15 protein-coding genes and 1 pseudogene are annotated in these 20,634 nt (G+C 39.7%); all 16 read left to right on the top strand.

Annotated features, from left to right (window positions below; all coding sequences use genetic code 11):
* A pseudogene (locus tag RTK36_RS16640) lies at positions 1-496 on the top strand (DNA-directed RNA polymerase subunit beta); the annotation flags it as partial.
* 84 nt (positions 497-580) lie between these two features.
* Positions 581-1,036 carry a DNA-directed RNA polymerase subunit beta gene (locus RTK36_RS16635; protein WP_331654895.1) on the top strand — a complete coding sequence of 152 codons (456 nt, stop codon included), beginning with the start codon at positions 581-583 and terminating at the stop codon, positions 1,034-1,036.
* Positions 1,037-1,053: 17 nt separating this feature from the next.
* Entirely contained in the window at positions 1,054-4,695 is a 3,642-nt protein-coding gene (rpoC, locus tag RTK36_RS00070) for a DNA-directed RNA polymerase subunit beta' (protein WP_312043067.1), read from the top strand.
* A gap of 339 nt (positions 4,696-5,034) precedes the next feature.
* Entirely contained in the window at positions 5,035-6,180 is a 1,146-nt protein-coding gene (locus tag RTK36_RS00065) for a hypothetical protein (protein ID WP_312043065.1), read from the top strand.
* Between the two features lie 81 nt (positions 6,181-6,261).
* Positions 6,262-7,074, top strand: coding sequence for a hypothetical protein (locus tag RTK36_RS00060; RefSeq protein WP_312043063.1), 813 nt, complete (start codon positions 6,262-6,264; stop codon positions 7,072-7,074).
* A 255-nt stretch (positions 7,075-7,329) separates the two neighbouring features.
* Positions 7,330-7,521, top strand: coding sequence for a hypothetical protein (locus tag RTK36_RS00055; protein WP_312043061.1), 192 nt, complete (start codon positions 7,330-7,332; stop codon positions 7,519-7,521).
* A 96-nt stretch (positions 7,522-7,617) separates the two neighbouring features.
* Positions 7,618-7,962, top strand: a complete 345-nt coding sequence (locus RTK36_RS00050) for a hypothetical protein (RefSeq protein ID WP_312043059.1) — start codon at positions 7,618-7,620, stop codon at positions 7,960-7,962.
* 329 nt (positions 7,963-8,291) lie between these two features.
* Positions 8,292-9,146, top strand: coding sequence for a MerR family transcriptional regulator (locus RTK36_RS00045; protein ID WP_312043057.1), 855 nt, complete (start codon positions 8,292-8,294; stop codon positions 9,144-9,146).
* Between the two features lie 504 nt (positions 9,147-9,650).
* Positions 9,651-10,298 (top strand): TetR/AcrR family transcriptional regulator, encoded by a 648-nt coding sequence (locus tag RTK36_RS00040; RefSeq protein ID WP_312043055.1) that lies wholly within the window; start codon positions 9,651-9,653, stop codon positions 10,296-10,298.
* A gap of 168 nt (positions 10,299-10,466) precedes the next feature.
* Complete coding sequence (locus RTK36_RS00035) at positions 10,467-12,788, top strand: ABC transporter permease (protein ID WP_312043053.1); 2,322 nt, start codon at positions 10,467-10,469, stop codon at positions 12,786-12,788.
* 4 nt (positions 12,789-12,792) lie between these two features.
* Positions 12,793-13,536 (top strand): ABC transporter ATP-binding protein, encoded by a 744-nt coding sequence (locus RTK36_RS00030; RefSeq protein WP_312043051.1) that lies wholly within the window; start codon positions 12,793-12,795, stop codon positions 13,534-13,536.
* A 484-nt stretch (positions 13,537-14,020) separates the two neighbouring features.
* The gene (gene rpsL, locus RTK36_RS00025; protein ID WP_312043049.1) at positions 14,021-14,449 is read left to right on the top strand and encodes a 30S ribosomal protein S12; all 429 of its coding nucleotides are present in this window, start codon (positions 14,021-14,023) and stop codon (positions 14,447-14,449) included.
* 148 nt (positions 14,450-14,597) lie between these two features.
* Positions 14,598-15,068 (top strand): 30S ribosomal protein S7, encoded by a 471-nt coding sequence (gene rpsG, locus RTK36_RS00020; protein WP_312043047.1) that lies wholly within the window; start codon positions 14,598-14,600, stop codon positions 15,066-15,068.
* A gap of 123 nt (positions 15,069-15,191) precedes the next feature.
* Positions 15,192-17,273, top strand: coding sequence for an elongation factor G (fusA, locus tag RTK36_RS00015; RefSeq protein WP_312043045.1), 2,082 nt, complete (start codon positions 15,192-15,194; stop codon positions 17,271-17,273).
* 181 nt (positions 17,274-17,454) lie between these two features.
* Complete coding sequence (tuf, locus tag RTK36_RS00010; RefSeq protein ID WP_312043043.1) at positions 17,455-18,648, top strand: elongation factor Tu; 1,194 nt, start codon at positions 17,455-17,457, stop codon at positions 18,646-18,648.
* A gap of 681 nt (positions 18,649-19,329) precedes the next feature.
* Positions 19,330-20,634 (top strand): ATP-binding protein (locus RTK36_RS00005; RefSeq protein ID WP_312043041.1); only part of this gene is annotated, 1,305 nt, incomplete at its 3' end.

The following is a 20,634-nucleotide window of genomic DNA, read 5'->3' as shown; positions in this document are numbered from 1 at the left end:
GATGGCGGGTCGTCATGGTAACAAGGGTGTTGTTTCCCGTGTGCTTCCTGTGGAAGATATGCCTTTCTTACCAAACGGCAGACCTTTGGATATCGTACTGAATCCTTTGGGTATTCCTTCCCGTATGAATATCGGTCAGGTTTTGGAAACGCACCTTTCCTTAGCTGCAAAGGCCTTAGGCTGGAAAATAAGTACACCTGTATTTGATGGTGCAAACGAGATTGATATTATGGATACGTTGGAAATGGCCAATGATTATGTAAATACAAGCTGGGAAGAATTCTCCGAGAAATGGAAGCCATTATTGCAGGGAGATGTTCTTGACGAGTTGTATGCAAACAGAGACCACAGAGAAGAATGGAAGGGCGTTGCTCTTTCAAGAGATGGTAAAGTTTCCCTACGTGACGGTCGTACAGGCGAATTTTTTGATAACCGTGTAACAGTCGGTTTCATGCACTACTTGAAACTCCACCATTTGGTTGATGATAAGATTCATGCTCGTTCCACAGGCCCTTACTCCTTAGTTACACAGCAGCCTTTGGGCGGTAAAGCACAGTTCGGTGGTCAGCGTTTCGGTGAGATGGAAGTTTGGGCACTGGAAGCATATGGTGCAGCTTATACCCTTCAGGAAATCTTGACTGTAAAATCTGATGATATTGTTGGTCGTGTTAAGACTTACGAATCTATTGTTAAGGGTGAAAATATTCCAGAACCCGGCGTACCTGAATCCTTCAAGGTATTGCTGAAGGAATTACAGTCTTTGGCATTGGATATTCGTGTATTGCGAGAAGACCAGACCGAAGTTGAAATCAAAGAGTCTATTGAGGATGTGGATGAACTGAATGTAAATATTGATGGGTTTGATGCAGAAGAACAGGACTATCGTCGTCCTAGACCTTTGACTGCGGAAGAGGAATTGGTTGATTTCCTCTTTGACGGAGAAGAAGGTGTTGAAGCAGAAGCAGAAACCACCGATTTGGTTGAGGATGAGTTCGAAGAAGACCTGCTGGAAGACGAATTTTTGGATGAGGAGTAAGAAAGGAGAACACAGCCATGAATGCACAGAATAAAGAACAGGGAATCGTATTTGATTCCATTAAGATTGGTTTGGCGTCTCCTGAAAAAATCCGTGAGTGGTCAAGAGGCGAGGTTAAAAAACCTGAAACAATTAACTACAGAACATTAAAGCCTGAAAAGGATGGTCTTTTTTGTGAAAGAATTTTCGGACCCACAAAGGACTGGGAATGCCACTGTGGTAAATATAAAAGAATTCGTTACAAAGGCGTTATTTGCGATCGCTGTGGAGTTGAAGTTACCAAAGCGAAGGTAAGACGTGAAAGAATGGGTCATATTGAATTGGCTGCCCCTGTTTCTCATATCTGGTACTTCAAAGGAATTCCTTCCAGAATGGGTTTAATTCTCGCCATGAGCCCCAGAGCGTTGGAGAAGATTTTATACTTTGCTTCCTATGTTGTACTGGATGCCGGCAATACAGAGCTGCAGTATAAGCAGCTTTTGAGCGAAAGAGAGTACAGAGAGGCATATGACAAATTTGGCAATACCTTTGTTGCCGCTATGGGCGCAGAAGCAGTGAAGCAGCTGTTAATGGATATTGATTTGGAAAAGGAATCTGTTGAGCTGAAAAGGGACTTGGAAACCACAGCAGGACAGAAGAGAGTTCGTATTATCAAAAAGCTGGAGGTAATTGAAAGCTTCAGAATTTCTGGAAACAGACCTGAATGGATGATTCTGGATGTTATTCCTGTAATTCCTCCTGATATCCGTCCTATGGTTCAGCTGGATGGTGGACGTTTTGCCACAAGTGATTTAAATGATCTGTACAGACGTGTTATTAACAGAAATAACCGTTTGAAGAGACTTTTGGATTTGGGCGCACCTGATATTATCGTAAGAAACGAAAAGAGAATGCTTCAAGAAGCGGTTGATGCGCTGATTGATAATGGTAGACGTGGCAGACCTGTAACAGGCCCCGGTAACCGTGCATTGAAATCTCTTTCCGATATGCTGAAGGGTAAGCAAGGTCGTTTCCGTCAGAATCTCTTGGGTAAGCGTGTTGACTACTCAGGACGTTCTGTTATCGTTGTTGGCCCTGAATTGAAGATTTTCCAGTGCGGCTTGCCAAAGGAAATGGCCATTGAATTGTTCAAGCCTTTCGTTATGAAAAAGCTGGTGGAGGATGGCTTGGCTCACAACATCAAATCCGCAAAAAGAATGGTAGAAAGATTGCAAACCGAAGTTTGGGATATATTGGAGGATGTTATCAAAGAGCATCCTGTTATGTTGAACCGTGCCCCAACACTGCATAGATTAGGTATTCAGGCCTTTGAGCCTGTTTTGGTAGAAGGCCGTGCCATTAAGCTGCATCCTTTGGTATGTACTGCTTATAATGCCGATTTCGATGGTGACCAGATGGCTGTTCACGTTCCTCTTTCTGTAGAGGCTCAGGCAGAATGCCGTTTCTTACTGCTTTCTCCAAACAACCTCTTAAAGCCTTCTGACGGTGCACCTGTTACAGTGCCTTCTCAGGATATGATTTTGGGTATGTATTATCTGACACTGGAAAGAGAAGATTTGAATGGCCGTTATGAAGAGGATTTATTGGATGATGTAGGCAATGTAATCAAGGCAAAAGGCGATTTGATTATGAAAGCCTTCAAGGATGAAAAAGAAGCAATTCTTGCTTATGATAATCATCAAATTACGTTGCATGAAGCCATTCGTGTAAAGAAAGTCTTAACTTTTGGTGGCGTCAAAGAATCTCGTATGGTTCGTACTACGGTTGGTAGAATTATTTTCAACGAAGCAATTCCTCAGAATTTGGGTTATGTGGATAGAACCAACGAAGCGGATAAGTTCCGTTATGAAATTGATTTCTTGGTTGATAAAAAGCAAATTGGTAAAATCATCAACAGATGTATCAATCGTTGTGGTTCCACAGAAACCGCAGCAGTTTTGGATAAGATTAAATCCTTGGGCTACAAGTTCTCTACAAGAGCAGCTTTAACAGTATCTGTATCAGATATGGAAATTCCTAAGGAAAAACCTGCGTTCTTGGCTGAAGCAGAAGAAAAGGTTGAGTTAATTACCAGAAAGTTCAGACGTGGTTTGATGACCGATGAAGAACGTCACAATAAGGTTATTGAGGCATGGAACATTGCCAATGAAAAAATTACAGTGGCGCTGTTGGCTGGTCTGGGTAAGTATAACAACATCTATATGATGGCAAACTCCGGTGCCCGTGGTTCCAACAGTCAGATTAAACAGTTGGCTGGTATGCGTGGTTTGATGGCGAACCCCTCCGGTGGTATCATTGAATTGCCTATCAAGTCTAACTTCCGTGAAGGCTTATCTGTATTGGAGTACTTTATCTCCGCCCATGGTGCGAGAAAGGGCTTGACAGATACAGCGCTTAGAACAGCCGATTCCGGTTACTTGACTCGTCGTTTGGTAGACGTTTCTCAGGATATTATTATTCGTGAGTGGGATTGCTGTGAAGATAATGACAGAGAGGCTCCCGGTTTATGGGTATCCGCATTCATGGATGGCAACGAAATGATTGAAGGTTTACAGGAAAGAATCCGTGGCAGATGGTCTGTGCTGGATATTATCCATCCTGAAACAGGTGATTTGATTGTTCCTCAGGATACCATGATTACTTTTGACCAAGCAGAGCAGGTGGAAAAGGCAGGCATTAAGAAGGTATTAATCCGTACGGTGTTAACTTGCCGTTCTAATATCGGTATTTGTGCGAAATGCTATGGTGCCAATATGGCCAGCGGCAGATATGTACGTATCGGTGAATCCGTTGGTATTATTGCGGCACAGTCCATTGGTGAGCCTGGTACACAGTTGACCATGCGTACATTCCATACCGGTGGTATTGCCGGTGATGACATCACCCAGGGTCTCCCTCGTGTCGAGGAATTATTTGAGGCAAGAAAACCTAAGGGCCTTGCAATTATTGCAGAATTCGGCGGACGTATTACCTTGAAGGATACAAAGAAGAAGAGAGAAGTTACCATTGAAAGCCGTGAAACAGGAGAAGTTAAGGACTATCTCATTCCTTATGGCTCCAGAATTAAGGTTTATGATGGTGACATGGTTGAAGCCGGTGATGAAATCACAGAAGGTAGTGTTAACCCTCATGATATCTTGAAAATCAAAGGTCTGCGTGGCGTTCAGGATTATATGATTCAAGAAGTACAGCGTGTTTACCGCTTACAGGGTGTAGAAATCAACGATAAGCATATTGAGGTTATTGTTCGTCAGATGCTGAAGCGTGTGAAAATCGAAGAAAACGGTGATACCGAATTCTTACCCGGTAGCTTGGTTGACTGGCTTGTATTTGAGAATACCAATGCTGCATTGGAAGCAGAAGGCAAGACACCTGCAAACGGTGCTCGTGTTCTTCTGGGTATCACAAAGGCTTCCTTGGCAACAGACTCCTTCTTGTCTGCGGCATCCTTCCAGGAAACAACAAGAGTTCTGACGGAAGCTGCAATCAAGGGTAAGATTGATCCATTGATTGGTCTGAAGGAGAACGTTATTATTGGTAAGCTGATTCCAGCAGGAACAGGTATGCCTAGATATCGCAATATAGAAATCGAACCTGAAGGTAGCGGAAGCGATTTTCAGGATGATGAAATTTATATGGATGAAGAAGATATGATTTAATGAATATACTGAAAAGCCCCGCCTTTTGGCGGGGCTTTTTAAATTTATAGCCACAAGAAAGTAGAAGTTGGCATTATTAGAATTAGTCTATAATATTTAAAGTTAACTGATAAGTTTTATCATAATTAATTTAAGTTAAATAAAAGCGTTTAAATCCCTAAATCATAGGGATTTCAGGTAATAAATGGTAAATAATGTCGATTAATTAAGGTTGACTTGTAAATTCGGGGGGGGGGATAATGAGTTTGAAAACAAAGTGCACAATGTTTTTGTTAATTAAGTGTAAAAATTCAAAGTTTATACATATAAATTGGAGTTTAAATTGAAAGGAGAACAAGCATGAAACGAAAGTATGTAGCTTTAGCATTGTCAATAATGATGTCAATCAGCGGGCCAATAAGCGTATTTGCGAATCCAATAGGGGAACAGGAAATTGATAGCGAGCTAGCAATGAAAGTAGCTTATGGATTTTTAAATGCTCGTGAAAATAGTGATTCTATTGTAGAAGGGCTACCAGATGATTATAGTTTGGAATCAAGTTTAATATTGTATGGAAATGATGATAGACCCTCGGCCTACAAATTTGATATAATGGATGAAGACAATAGTTATAGTGGCTATATTGTAATTGGAGCACAAGAAATATATGCTCCAGTTATTGAATACAGTTTTTCTGATTCAAGAGGCTTTCTTGATACCTTAGAAAGCAATGAGAAGGGATATTACGTCGGAGGAATAAATTATTATGCTGTAGAAGATGATGGTTCTATGAAAGATATCATTACTGGGGATGAGATTGAAAATACAGTTACTAAGTTGCGAAGTAATGATAGGGTGGAAGGTAAAGATTATTCAAAGATGTGGGATGAAATTTATGAAAACTTTGGTTCAGACCAAGTAATAAGTCCTATGTATATTGAAGATCCAGCGGATTTGGAGTATGGTTATGACAAACTAAGGATAAGAAATTTATATGACGGTGCTTTGGCTTCTTATAGAACAAAGGATGACTTTCCTGGTGATGCTGGGGATTGTGGTCCTGTAGCCGCGGTAAATATGATGATTCTGGGATATGAATCTTATGATTTGGATTTAAAAGATGGGTCATGGACCAGCGTATATAATAGATTATTTGATTTGTCGGAATGTGATCCGGATCGAGGAACATACACACATCTATTAGCATCTGGAATTGAAGAATATGTAACTGATTGTGGATACAGAAATGCTAATATAGATTGGGATTGGATAGATTCTGAAACAGAATTAATGTCAAACGTAAAAAATGATGTTTTTCAAATTATCCAAACACAGTCGCCTTCACTTTATGATGATCATTATGTTTTCGCGTTCGGATATGAAGAATATAAATATACAAATTATTCAAACGTCTATTTCGCAATAGCGGATGGAAAATATGATGGAGTAAGATATATTATGTATGAAGAACCTGATTTTTTGGCGGTAGTTACAGCTGAATTTTAAAGTTAGCAATCAAGGAAATTTTCAGGTTACCTGATTATTTCCTTGATGATTTTTGCTTAGATAGCAGGACTGAGGTGCATTATGAAGAAATTATTTATTTATATATGGATACTATTATATACAACAATGGTATATGCAGAGGATGCAAGTATGCTAAAGGGCAATAAAGAGAATGTTTTTATTTCTGAATCATACAATACGCATTTTATAAGCATTGATAATGGGGGAGGGATATCTTATATTATTAGCGAAGAAGAGATTAACATACTAATTAATATGCTAAAAGATAGCTTAAAACACAATAACTTTACCCAAGAAAATTTGGAAGAACAAAAAAATGAATTAAGGCCTGTAAAAGATTTTCAGTATCGTATTAGTTTATATGCCAACGACGAAAGTGGTAAGCGAGTTATAAATTTCTTGGTTTATAATACAGGGAAATTAGATATAATCGTGAATGATACAAAAATATTGAAAGTTCAGCTTTATGATAACGAAGCGGTCCAGCTTATAAGTTCTATAGAGATGCTGTTTACAAGACAACATAAATACGATGTGTTTTTGCCATTAAATAACATGAATCTTACAGAATTAGGTTCTGTATTAGATGGAAAGCTATATATTTTTGAAAATGCGTTTATTGACTCGCAGGGAAGTTTATATATATCTTTGGAAGATTGGGACAATATGTTTTCTCCTACCTATGGTAATACAAAAAAATTATCTATAAGAGACAGTGAAGTGATTTATAATTATAAAGACACAGGTATTCAAGGTAAGGTAGTTCAAAATAAAATGTATTTGCCATTACGGGAAACCGTTGAATTTTTTACACTGTTTGATATGAAGTGGGATACACAATTAAGGAAAGTTGTTATTTCCGAGAGAGCATAGCTGGATTTTTAGCATAGCTGGAAAGAGGCATATGATGTTTTTACATTGCAGAATATATCAGATACTCAAGGGTGAATTTTTTGTTCATCCTCTTTTTAATAAAGAAGGAATTGCAATTTACTTCTTCTAGAGAATTGAAAAAAGGACAGCTATAAAAATATAAGGAGTAGGAAGTTTTCGCTAATTTGGTTAAAAAAATTGACTTAAATGACTTAGCATAAGAATTTGGGGGTATGGCTATGAGAGAAGAAGTACATGAATGGCATAAAACAATTTTTGAAGTCGAATGTTCCGAATGATATGCTTGAAATAGGTACAAAAGTGATTCGCTCTTTAATCCTGATGATGACATTTGCTGCTTTTCAGTTGGTTACATATATGGGACAGCATTTTTTAAAATCACTGCCGTGGATGAAGGAGTTCTCTGACAATCTGGACAAAAAATAGACGATGAAGAGGAGATAGCATGAAAAAAATTACAACAATAGTAATAAAATTTTATATTGTATTTGCTTTTGCTTCCTGCTTTATTTCTCGGGTGCTGTGTACATCGGCTTAAGAATGGAAAGTTTGATTGTGTCGGCAAATGCCGTTCCCCTTGAGAGCAACCCCAACCCTGAAATAATATCCGATGAAAATTTTAGAAGGCTGGGCTATAAAAACATGCATTCTATCAGATGGTCGGACAGTCCAGATGCGAAGGAGTTTTCTTTGCGTACCCCTGTGTTTACGCTGTATGGACCGAAAGGTGCAAGATCTGTTTATATTTATTCCTATTTTGCATTTATGGATGAATGGGGGACGGGAAGTTTGGGAATTCCAGTTTGGGTGACTTCTGAATTTAAAGATGGCACTTGGGTCATTACCGATGTATATGAACATCCTTAATGGAAACCAAAGAGGTATTTATTTTAAAAGAACGGTACGATGCTGTGTCAAAGATATAGGTCAGAATAAATAAAATAGGGTGAGTGAGGATGTGTTTTTTGCAACTAAAAACACATCCTCTTATTTGTGAGCAAATAAAAAGATAATACATTATCCCACGAGAGAAACACAAGGAGTACAGCCCAATGCAGAACAACAACTGTAGCATATATTTAATAATATTTCAAAAAAGCATTGACTCTCACCCTTCGTGATAGATTATGCTAAAGGCAAAGATAGATGAAATAAATCATCAGCTCTTATCTTGAATCACAGAAAGGAGGATAATTATGAGAACTGTAAAACAGGTGTCTTCGTTGACGGGGGTTAGTGTCAGAACCCTCCAATTCTATGATGAAATTGGTTTATTTAAACCAACGGAGGTTACTGATGCTGGATACAGATTATATGATGATGCTTCATTGGAAATTTTACAACAGATTTTGTTTTTTAAAGAGCTTGATTTTACTTTGAAAGAAATAAAAGAAATCATGGATAACCCCAAATTTGACAAAAGGGAAGCTTTAAAAAAACAAAGAGCATTTATCCAGATGAAGCGTGATCGGTTGAACGGATTACTAATCCTATTGGAAAAACTGGAAAAAGGAGAACATATTATGAGTTTTGAGAAATTTGATATGGTTGATTATTTTAATGCGTTGGATGAATTTAAAAAGACCTATACCTATGAAATTGTGAAAAAATTTGGAGATACAGAAAAATTTGACGAAATGGTGAATGAGCTAAGATCAAATGAATCCCAACTTTCCCAACTTGCAGTGAAACAATATGGAAGCCTTGAGAAGTTTGCCGATGTTTCTAAAAAGAATTTGGAGAAATACCTACAGATGGATTTAGAGGCAATTGACGTAGAGGAATTGATTAAAAAAACAGATTACCTTACCAGAAAACTAACGGAGGATTTAAGTGAAGATGTCTCTAGTGAAGAGGTTCAAAAAAAGGTTGGTAAACTGATTGACTGGTGTAATGAAAGCAACAATGGACTGAGTTTAGGGGAGCATTATTGGCCTTTGATGGCTGAAAACTACCTTACCAATCCTATTTTTATAAATGTAAACGATAAAAAATATGGAGAAGGTGCTTCGGTGTTTATTGGAAGAGCCTTGAAAGTCTATTTTGGTTAATCTGTATGAGTTTCAATGTTTCTGTTTTCAAGCAGGAGATTTAAATCGTAGATTTGTAGAGGTGCCTCACTTGCAGGAGAGTGGGGTGCTTCTTTTTTCATTGCATTGTATAAGTTCAATACCCTTTGAAATCCACCGTTATGGTGGTGGGCTACATAGTCTGTGCAGGTGTAAATGTAAGGGTGTTCATCATGTTTTTGTTGGTCACTCTATATATTCCTATAGTGGTGTACTATATCAGAAGGCTGGGCTAACTAAGTGTAAATCTAATTCTGTTGTGCATATCATTGCATGATTTCATGCTATACATGGAAAAGTGTTTGGCGTTGTCCGAAAAGGAGCAAAGGAGTATCCTCACCTTTTTATTTCATTGTTTTGTTATTAGCCACAGGAACATAAATAAATTTGCATAACAGTGGATTACTAATAAAAAATGTATTGACAAAAGTTAATGTAACCCATAGAATTAAACTGACGTTCAGTCTAATTTAGGAGGTCATGGATATGCGAATCATTAAAGACGCCGATGTGCGTAAAAATGAGATACTAGATGCCGCTCAGGAACTGTTTAACATGAATGGTTTTGACGGCACAACAATCAGTGCAATTATAGAAAAAGCGGGAATTGCAAGAGGAACAGTATATTATCATTTTAAATCAAAAGAAGATGTTTTGGATGCGCTCATAGAGCGACATTGCGAAAGACTTTTAGAAGAAGCTAAACAGATTGCTGAGGATAGAAATATTCCGGTTATGAAACGATTAATTCAAACGTTACTGGCAATGAATGGTGATAAAGATGGAACGCCGGGTGTTCTTACCCAGCAAATGCATAGACCGCAGAATGCTTTAATGCATCAGAAAACACATCAGACCATGCTGGAAGGGATTCCACCTATTCTAATGGGAATTATAGAAGATGGAATAAAAGAGGGTATATTTCATACACCATATCCCTATGAATGCTTAGAAATGGTAGTGGCCCATGTTAACACTGTTTTTGATGACTATTCCGATAAGCTGACAGGGGAAGCGTTGTTAAGGAGAATTAAAGCCTTTATCTTTAATCTGGAGAGACTTTTTGGGGCGGTCCCTGGTTGTTTTGACAGTGTAATCACATTATTTCATTTTGAAAATGGTTCTGAGGAGTAATATCCAAATCAATTTTTAGTTTTGGCATAGTAGGAGGCCTTGGCGTTGCAATTATCAGACTTGAGTTATATGTAATTAATATCTTGATGTGCATAGTGCTGTATCCAGATGATTCTCATGAAACAGCCATTTAATATACCAAATAAAATTGTTAAATAGAGGTGAAGTATGTATCGAAAATTGATTCTAAATGATATTACGAAAAACAAGCTGATTACAATTACCATTACTGCATTTATCCTGCTGGCGGCAATGCTCACTTCCCTTGGGGGAATACTTTCTGTAAGCCTGTTTTCTTCTATTAACAGTATGATGGAAAATGCCAAGACACCTCACTTTTTGCAAATGCATTCCGGCGAGATAAACATAAAGCAACTTTTAGATTTTGTGGATGAGCAGGAATATATTGAAGATTTCCAAGTCACATCTTTTCTGAATATAGAGGGCGCTGAAATTATGATTGGTGAAGATTCTCTCGCCGGTTCTATACAGGATAATGGGCTTTCTGTGCAAAGCAAACATTTCGATTTTTTGCTAAATCTTGATGGAACGATTATTAAACCAAGTGAAGGCGAAATATTTGTACCTATTTATTATCTGAAAAATGGTCAGGCAAACATTGGTGACAGCGTTGTGATTCATGGCGTGCATTTTACAGTAGCCGGGTTTGTGCGGGATTCTCAGATGAATGCGTCCATGATTTCCTCTAAGCGTTTTGTTGTAAATGAGGCTGATTTTGAGCTGATGAGGAGTTTTGGGAAGTTGGAACACCTCATAGAGTTTCGTTTGATCGATCCTTCTTACGCTTCCTCATTGGAAGGGGCATATCTTTCAAAGGGTCTTCCGGCCAACGGCCCCCCGGCAATTACCTATTCTTTGTTCAAAATGGCAAATGCCATTGACGATGGCATTATGATTGCAGTGCTAATTCTCATCAGCATTCTTGTGATTATCGTTGTTTTCTTATGTATCCGCTTTACACTGCTAGCCAAAATAGAGGAGGATTACCGAGAAATCGGCGTACTGAAGGCAATTGGACTGAGATCACGAAATATTAGGCAGCTCTATTTGGCCAAATATAGTGTTCTGGGGGGAATTGCATGCACTGGGGGTTTTTTACTTTCCTTGTTTGTAAAAGAGCCTTTTTTAGCAAATATCCGCTTATATATGGGAGACGCTGGTGGCTCTGAATTGGGTGTGGTGTTTGGATTGATAAGTGCATTGATTATCTTTTTTATTGTGATACTGTATGTGAATGGCATTTTGCGTCGTTTCAAACGAATTTCGGCAGCGGAGGCCATCCGTTTTGGCGCACCACAGGAAAAATCGAAAGTGGCAAGAGGGTTTCGACTATCTGGTATTGGGATACATTCCCCTAATATTTTTCTTGGTCTCCAGGATGTTTTGATACGTAAAAAGCTCTATGTAACTATGCTTCTGGTGTTAATTATTTCCTCTTTTTTGATGATTGTGCCACAAAATATTTATAACACCATTTCTCAACGCAACTTTATGACTTACATGGGCATAGGGGAATGCGATATGCGAATGGATATTCAGCAAAAGGACAATATCGCCGCAAAAACTGATGAGATAGCAAGTTATATGGCACAGGATTCAGATATTGAAGAATATACAGTACTGACAAGTTACATGTTTGATATGCCCAAGACAGATGGGACTATTGGGAAGCTTAAGGTAGAGCTGGGGGACCACTCTATTTTCCCAATCAACTATTCGTCCGGTAGGGCACCACAGAGTGAAGCTGAGATTGCTGTTTCTGGCTTTGTCGCCGATGATTTGAAATTGAGCCTAAATGATACTTTTACGCTGATTGTTGACGGACGTGGAAAGGTACTTACCATATGCGGTATATATTCAGATATTACAAATGGTGGTAAGACTGCAAAGGCTGTCTTTCATACAGAGGATGGAAGGATTCTTTGGAGCATTATTCCGGTAAGACTCCAAATGGGAGTGGCTGTTTCCCAAAAAGTGGCTGACTACAAGGACCTTTTTTCCTATGCAAAGGTAGCGGATATTGATCAATATGTCAAGCAGTCATTTGGGGGAATTATAGATGCAGTCCAAAAGGTTTCTTACGCGGCTATGGCTGTCTCCGTTTTGCTCACTATGCTTGTGACCATTCTCTTTATGAAAATGCTGTTGACAAAGGAACGCTATTCTATCGCTGTTTTAAAATCCCTAGGTTTCAAAACATCTGAGATTCGTGTCCAATATTTAGCTAGAGCTTATGCTGTGCTCATTGTTGGCATTTTGATTGGTACAATTTTAGCAAACACTTTGGGAGAGCTTTTAGGTGCCGGATTGATTGCATCCTTTGGTGCATCCACATTCCGTTTTGTGATTAATCCCTTGTTTGCATATCTATTTTCGCCGGTTCTTATGGCGGTTTGCGTAGGCTTTGCAACACGGCTTGGCATTTCGAGTATTTCCTCATTTAAAATACCGGATTACATTAAGGAGTAGGTTTATGAAGAAAATAATCAGCGGAAAAAGCATCGTTAAGACATATGGTAAGGGGCAGGAAAAGGCAATTGCTTTAAATAATGTGGATATAGAAATAACAGCGGGAGAATTTGTTGGGGTGATGGGGCCATCAGGCTGCGGAAAATCCACACTACTTTTTGCTTTGAGTGGCACTGACACCATTGACAGTGGCGCAATTGCATTTGATGGTCAGGCGTTATCTCAGTTAAACGAGAATGCCCTTTCTGACATACGCAGAACGAAAATGGGCTTTGTATTCCAGCAACCCACCATGCTTAAGAATTTGAATGTTCTTGATAACATCATTCTTCCCAGTGTGCAGAACAACAAAAAAAATGCTAAAAACATAATAAAGAAAGCAATGGAGTTGCTGAAAGACACTGGGCTTTCTAATCTGGAGAACAGGGGGATCACCGAGATATCCGGTGGCCAGTTACAGCGGGCGGGTATTTGTCGTGCATTAATGAATGAACCAAAGATTTTGTTTGGGGATGAGCCTACCGGAGCACTTAACTCCAAGTCTTCAGAAGAAATTATGGAATTATTTTTAGACATCAACAAAAAAGGTACGGCTATTATGCTAGTGACGCATGATGCAAAGGTGGCATCAAGGGCAGAAAGAGTTTTGTTTATGAAAGACGGTAAAATTGAATCCCAGCTTTTATTAGGGAAGTTTGATGAGAATAATATGGAGAGCAGAATAAATCAGATTGTTTTAAAAATGTGAGATTTTAACATATAATATATTTTCTTATAATAATTCGAAAATATTATCCAAGTGTATTGATAACTAAATCTGAAGATATGTGTTTGATAGAGCTAAAAATTATATAAGCAGGGTTTCCTTAAAAATCTGTAAAGACTGTTCCATATGGGGACAGTCTTTATTTACTATAACACGGCAAGATCGCTATGAAAAATTGCCCTCATAGCCAAAAGGTCTTGCACGAATCAGACGACTTTTAAGACTACAAAATAATAATTTATGTTATTTTATAAGTCATTTTTCTGCAAAAATAGAAAATGATGTTTAAAGAATGGGAAAATTGGTTAGCTTTTCAGAAAAACCTTGACTTTTCAGAATTCGGATGATAGAATTTCCTAGTGTCTACAACTATGGGCTTTTCTAAGCATGCCTGTATTTGTACACTAAAAAGGCAAATTTATTGCAAGAGCAGATCGTATTTATTTTTTATAAGGAGGTGCAATTAATGCCTACGTTTAATCAGTTAGTAAGAAAAGGCAGACAGACTATTGAGAAAAAATCAACAGCACCCGCTTTGCAGAAAGGCTTGAACTCTCTGCAGAAGAAAGCAACAGATGTTTCTTCTCCTCAGAAACGTGGTGTATGTACAGCAGTTAAGACTTCCACACCAAAGAAGCCTAACTCCGCGCTCAGAAAGATCGCCAGAGTTCGTCTTTCCAATGGTATTGAAGTAACAGCTTATATCCCTGGTGAAGGTCACAACCTTCAGGAGCATAGCGTTGTTTTGATCAGAGGCGGTAGAGTAAAGGATCTTCCCGGTGTGCGTTATCACATCGTCAGAGGTACATTGGATACAGCTGGCGTTGCAAAGAGAATGCAGGCTAGATCCAAATACGGCGCAAAACGCCCTAAAGCAGCGAAACCAAAGAAGTAATTACAATAAAATGAGAAATGCCTTATACAGATCAATACAATCTGCGATTGCTTAGACGAGATATACATTGAATGTTAAGGCATGAAAACACGGGCAGTATGCCTGTGAAGTACCGAGAATATTATTATTCATTAAGGAGGGAAGAATCGTGCCAAGAAAAGGACATGTTGCGAAAAGAGAGGTTTTAGCAGACCCTATTTACAATAGCAAGCTTGTAACAAAGCTTATCAACAGCATTATGTTGGATGGTAAAAAAGGTGTTGCTGAAAAGATCGTTTATGGTGCATTCGACAAAGTAGCAGAGAAGACAGGTAAAGAAGCTTTAGAGGCTTTTGAAGAAGCTTTGGGCAATATCATGCCTGTATTGGAAGTTAAAGCACGCCGTGTTGGTGGTGCAACTTACCAGGTTCCTATGGAAGTTAGACCTGAAAGACGTCAGACTCTGGGTCTTCGTTGGTTGACCATTTATTCCAGAAAACGTGGCGAAAAGACTATGGTTGACCGTTTGGCCAACGAGCTCATCGATGCATTAAGCAATGCAGGTGGCGCATGCAAGAAGAAAGACGAAACACACAAAATGGCAGATGCAAACAAAGCATTCTCCCATTTCAAGTGGTAATAAATTGGAATGGATACGAAAGGTTTTGGAAATACTATTCTTTGGGCGCATTTTTTATAAGATGTGCCTAAACCCTTTCGTTTGGTTTTGGTTTAGTGAAAGATAACAAAGGAGGAGTAAAGCGTGGCAAACAGAGAATACCCGCTTGCTAGAACCAGAAATATTGGTATCATGGCACATATTGACGCTGGTAAGACCACTCTTACAGAGCGTATTCTGTTCTATACCGGCCGTAACTACAAAATCGGCGATACCCACGAAGGTACTGCAACCATGGACTGGATGGAGCAGGAACAGGAAAGAGGTATTACAATTACCTCCGCTGCAACAACTTGTCATTGGAATGAAAACAGAATCAACATTATTGATACACCTGGACACGTTGACTTTACAGTAGAAGTAGAACGTTCCCTGCGTGTATTAGATGGTGCTGTTTGTGTTTTGGATGCAAAGGGCGGCGTTGAACCTCAGACAGAAACAGTTTGGAGACAGGCTGATAACTACATGGTACCTCGTATGATTTTCGTTAACAAAATGGATATCATGGGTGCTGATTTCCTGGGGTCTATGAAGTCTATCGTAGACAGACTGGGTTGCCATCCAGTAGCTGTTACTCTGCCTATTGGTGCAGAAAACGATTTCAAAGGCATTATTGATCTGATGAAGATGAAAGCCTACTTCTATGAAAATGCAACAGGTACAGAAGTAGATGAAGAGGAAATTCCTGCTGATTATGCAGATTTAGAACAAGAGCACAGAGCAATTATGGTTGAAACTATCTGCGAAACAGACGAAGAGTTGATGGAAAAGTTCTTTGCTGAGGAAGAAATCTCCGAAGAAGAACTTAAGGTTGCACTGCGTAAGGCTTGTATCGCTTGCGAATTGGTGCCTGTTATGTGTGGTTCTGCATACAGAAATAAAGGTGTTCAGAAGCTTCTGGATGGCGTTATTGATTATATGCCAGCACCCACTGACATTGCTTCAATCAAGGGTATTGACCCTGACACAGGTGAAGAAATTGAAAGACATTCTTCCGATGAAGAACCCTTCTCTGCTTTGGCATTTAAAATTATGAATGACCCCTTCGTAGGTAAACTGGCATTCTTCCGTGTGTACTCCGGTACCTTGGATTCCGGCACATATGTTTACAATTCTACAAAGGGTAAAAAAGAACGTGTTGGCCGTATCCTGCAGATGCATGCTAACCATAGAGAAGAAATCGACAAGGTTTACTCTGGTGATATTGCGGCAGCTGTTGGCTTCAAGTTAACAACAACAGGTGATACAATTTGTCATGAGGATAACGAAGTTATTTTGGAATCCATGGTATTCCCTGAACCCGTTATCGAAGTTGCGATTGAACCTAAAACAAAAGCTGGTAGAGATAAAATGGGTATTGCATTGGCAAAATTGGCTGAAGAAGATCCCACATTTAAGACATACACAAACCCTGATACAGGACAGACAATCATTGCAGGTATGGGCGAGTTGCACTTGGAAATCATCGTTGACCGTCTCTTGAGAGAATTCAAGGTTGAGGCAAACGTTGGTGCTCCTCAGGTATCCTACAAGGAAACCTTCCGTAAGGCTGTTGATGTTGAAGGTAAATTCGTACGTCAGTCCGGCGGTCGTGGTCAGTATGGTCACTGTAAGGTTCGTTTCTATCCTATTGGTACAGATGCAGAACACAATTATGAATTTGTAAATGCAACAGTTGGTGGTTCTATTCCTAAGGAATATATCCCCGCAATTGATAAAGGTATTCAGCAGGCAATGCTGAGCGGTATCTTAGGCGGCTACCCAGTTTTGGGTGTTAAGGCAGAAGTTTACGATGGTTCTTACCATGACGTTGACTCCTCTGAAACAGCTTATCAGGTAGCAGGTTCCATGGCTTTCAAGGAAGCTATGAGAAAAGGTGACGCAGTTCTCCTGGAGCCTATCATGAAGGTTACAGTAACTGTACCCGAGGATTATATGGGCGACGTTATCGGCGATATTAACTCTCGTCGTGGTCGTATTGATGGTATGGAAGCTAGATCTAACGCACAGATCATTCATTCCTTCGTGCCTTTGGCTGAAATGTTCGGTTACTCCACAGACCTTCGCTCCAAAACACAGGGTCGTGGTAACTATGTAATGGAAGTAGACCATTATGAACCTTGCCCTAAATCCGTTCAGGAGAAGGTTTTGGAAGGCAAAAAGTAATTAAAAACCATCTTTTTCAACGAATTGTTTTGGTTAGAAAAAATGCCAAAATATCCATTGCATGGCTATTTTGGTATTGCAAAAACAAGGGAAGTCTAATATAATTGTAGTCGATAGGTGCATTCCAGTAAATGCACCAAACTCAATGGATTTCCACAAACCTAAAGGAGGATAATTTAAAATGGCAAAGCAAAAATTTGAAAGAACCAAACCTCATGTAAATATTGGTACAATCGGTCACGTTGACCACGGCAAAACAACTCTTACAGCAGCGATTACAAAGACACTGTTCGAAAGATACAAACTGGGACAAGAAGTTTCTTTTGATAATATCGATAAGGCTCCTGAAGAAAGAGAACGTGGTATCACAATTTCCACATCTCACGTTGAATATGAAACACCTGTTAGACATTACGCTCACGTTGACTGCCCTGGACATGCTGACTATGTAAAGAACATGATCACAGGTGCTGCTCAGATGGACGGCGCAATCCTTGTTGTTGCTGCAACAGATGGTCCTATGGCTCAGACAAGAGAGCACATTTTGCTTTCCCGTCAGGTTGGCGTTCCCTACATTGTTGTATTTATGAACAAATGCGACATGGTAGATGACGAAGAACTTCTTGACTTGGTTGAAATGGAAATCAGAGACCTTCTTTCCGAGTATGAATTCCCCGGTGATGATATTCCTATCATCAGAGGTTCTGCTTTACAGGCTCTTCAGGATCCTGCTGGCCCTTGGGGCGACAAGATCGTTGATTTGTTCAACGAAATCGAAGGCTATATCCCTAACCCTAAGCGTGACGTAGACAAGCCTTTCTTGATGCCTGTCGAAGACGTATTCTCCATCACTGGCCGTGGTACTGTTGCAACTGGTAGAGTTGAAAGCGGTGTTGTTAAGGTTCAGGAAGAAGTTGAAATCGTTGGTTTGGCTGATGAAACAAGAAAAGTTGTTGTAACTGGCGTTGAAATGTTCCGTAAACTTTTGGATCAGGCTGAAGCTGGCGATAACATCGGTGTTCTTCTTCGTGGTGTTCAGAGAACAGATATCGAAAGAGGTCAGGTATTGGCTAAACCCGGTTCCATTACACCTCACACAAAGTTCAAAGCTCAGGTTTACGTTTTGAGTAAAGAAGAAGGTGGCCGTCATACTCCTTTCTTCAACAACTACAGACCTCAGTTCTACTTCAGAACAACTGACGTTACAGGCGTTATCTCTTTGCCTGCTGGTGTAGAAATGTGTATGCCTGGCGACAACGTAGAGATGGAGATTGAATTGATCACTCCCGTAGCTATGGCTCAGGGTCTTCGTTTCGCTATCCGTGAAGGTGGTAGAACAGTAGGCGCTGGTTCCGTAGTAGAAATTATGGAGTAAGATTCATTTGAATGGTTTTGATATGCTTTTCTCATTAGGGAAAAGCGTAACAATTGTGCCTAATGGGGCACGACCTTCAATGGATACTGGGCATAAGCCCTATCAATAATAGAACCTTTTATCCTCGGTTTCTAAGGATATTTAGAAAGTGCACCCCAAATATTCAATATTTGGTGGTGCGCTTTTTTATTGTGTTATTCGCTTTTAAAAAACAGCAATACAGATGGCATGATTTGCCCTTTTTAGTTCATTATCTAGGGCTGTGCTTTCATATGGTGTTCACGAATATATCTTAAAAGCAACCGCCCTTTGCTGGAGCAGGAACGCAAAGAATGATGATTTATGTTAGGCCGGCGAGGTGAAAATGAAATGTACTTAGTTCTATATTAGATGGGGTGCCACGGTTGATATTTTGCTCAAATTACAGATAAATGAATAGGGGTTACGGTAGTATAGGTATCAGGAAAGATAAAATGGAAGTACCCAGAATGATTATTGTGAGACAGAGGATGATTTGGAGGTTAAGATGATTTTATAGAGAAGATTTGTATAGGGATTACATAAATTACAGCATTTTTTTCGTAAAGAATATACAAAGTATGGTGTTTTTACTTCCTATGGCATAGACTTCTCTTTTTTCGGAATACTAATATCAGGAAAATCGAAAAGGGAGAGGATTTTGTGAACGGATGGAACGTTTTGACCATAGTGCAAATACTGTTTTTCGGAATGGGTGCTTATTATTTCTTTACAAGAGTTCGGAAAAAGCAGTTAAAAGGAGAATTTTCACCGGCAGAAAATTCCAGGCAGCTGGAAGAATTGGATGGCATGCGGCAGCAAAAGCTGACAGTCCCATTAGCGGAGCAGACACGTCCAAAGGATTTGGCTGAAATTATCGGTCAGGAAAAGGCAATTAAGGCTCTAAGAGCTGCTCTATGCGGACCCAACCCCCAACACATTTTAATTTATGGACCACCGGGTGTGGGGAAAACTGCTGCTGCTCGTTTAATTTTAGAGGAAGCGAAGGAAAAAGAGGACAGTCCATTCTCGGAAAGAGCAAAGTTTGTGGAAATAGATGCGACTACCCTCCAGTTTGACGAAAGAAATATTGCAGACCCTTTAATGGGGTCTGTGCATGATCCCATCTATCAAGGGGCTGGTGTTTTTGGTCAGATGGGTGTACCACAGCCCCGTCCAGGTGCCATTTGCGAAGCCAATGGCGGTGTGCTATTTATTGATGAAATAGGGGAGCTCCATCCTGTACAAATGAATAAGCTTTTAAAGGTTCTAGAGGATAGGATTGCTCGTTTTCAAAGCAGCTATTATGGCAGAGAGAACAAAAACATACCCCCTTATATTCACGAAATGTTTCAAAAAGGAATTCCTGCAGATTTTCGCTTGATTGGGGCAACCACCAGGAACCCTGCTGATATTCCTCCTGCGCTTAGATCTCGTTGCACGGAGATATTTTTTGAAGGTTTGGATGAAAAAGCAGTGGAACAAATTGCAAGAAATAGCCTGAACAGGGGTGGCTTTGCCTATGAAGAAGGTCTTAGTAAAAAGATCGCATGTTATGCTAGAGGTGGCCGAGATACGGTAAATATTGTTCAATCATTAACATCGCTAGCTGCTATGGAGGGAAATCGAAAAATTACCTTTGCAGATATGGAATGGGTGGCGGAAACGGGGAGGTATCAACCGATTTTGCGAAGAAAAGTGAGCATGAAGCCTCAAATTGGGGTGGTCAACGGGATGGCTGTTCAAGGCGGCGGAGGTGGTGCACTCCTAGCCATTGAAGCAACTGTTCTAAAAGCAGAAAAGGGATTGCTGACAGTAACGGGTATTGTGGAGGAGGAAGAAATAAAAGGAAGACAGCGTTCCAGCCGGCGAAAAAGCAATGCACGCAGTTCTTCAGAAAATGTACTCACTGTTCTGGAAAAATACGGATTCAAAAAAGACGAGTATCAGGTACACATTAATTTTCCG

The sequence above is a fragment of the Anaerotignum sp. genome (genome assembly GCF_031981185.1).
GTDB lineage: Bacteria > Bacillota > Clostridia > Lachnospirales > Anaerotignaceae > Chakrabartyella.
This window is presented reverse-complemented; position numbering and strand designations above follow the sequence as displayed.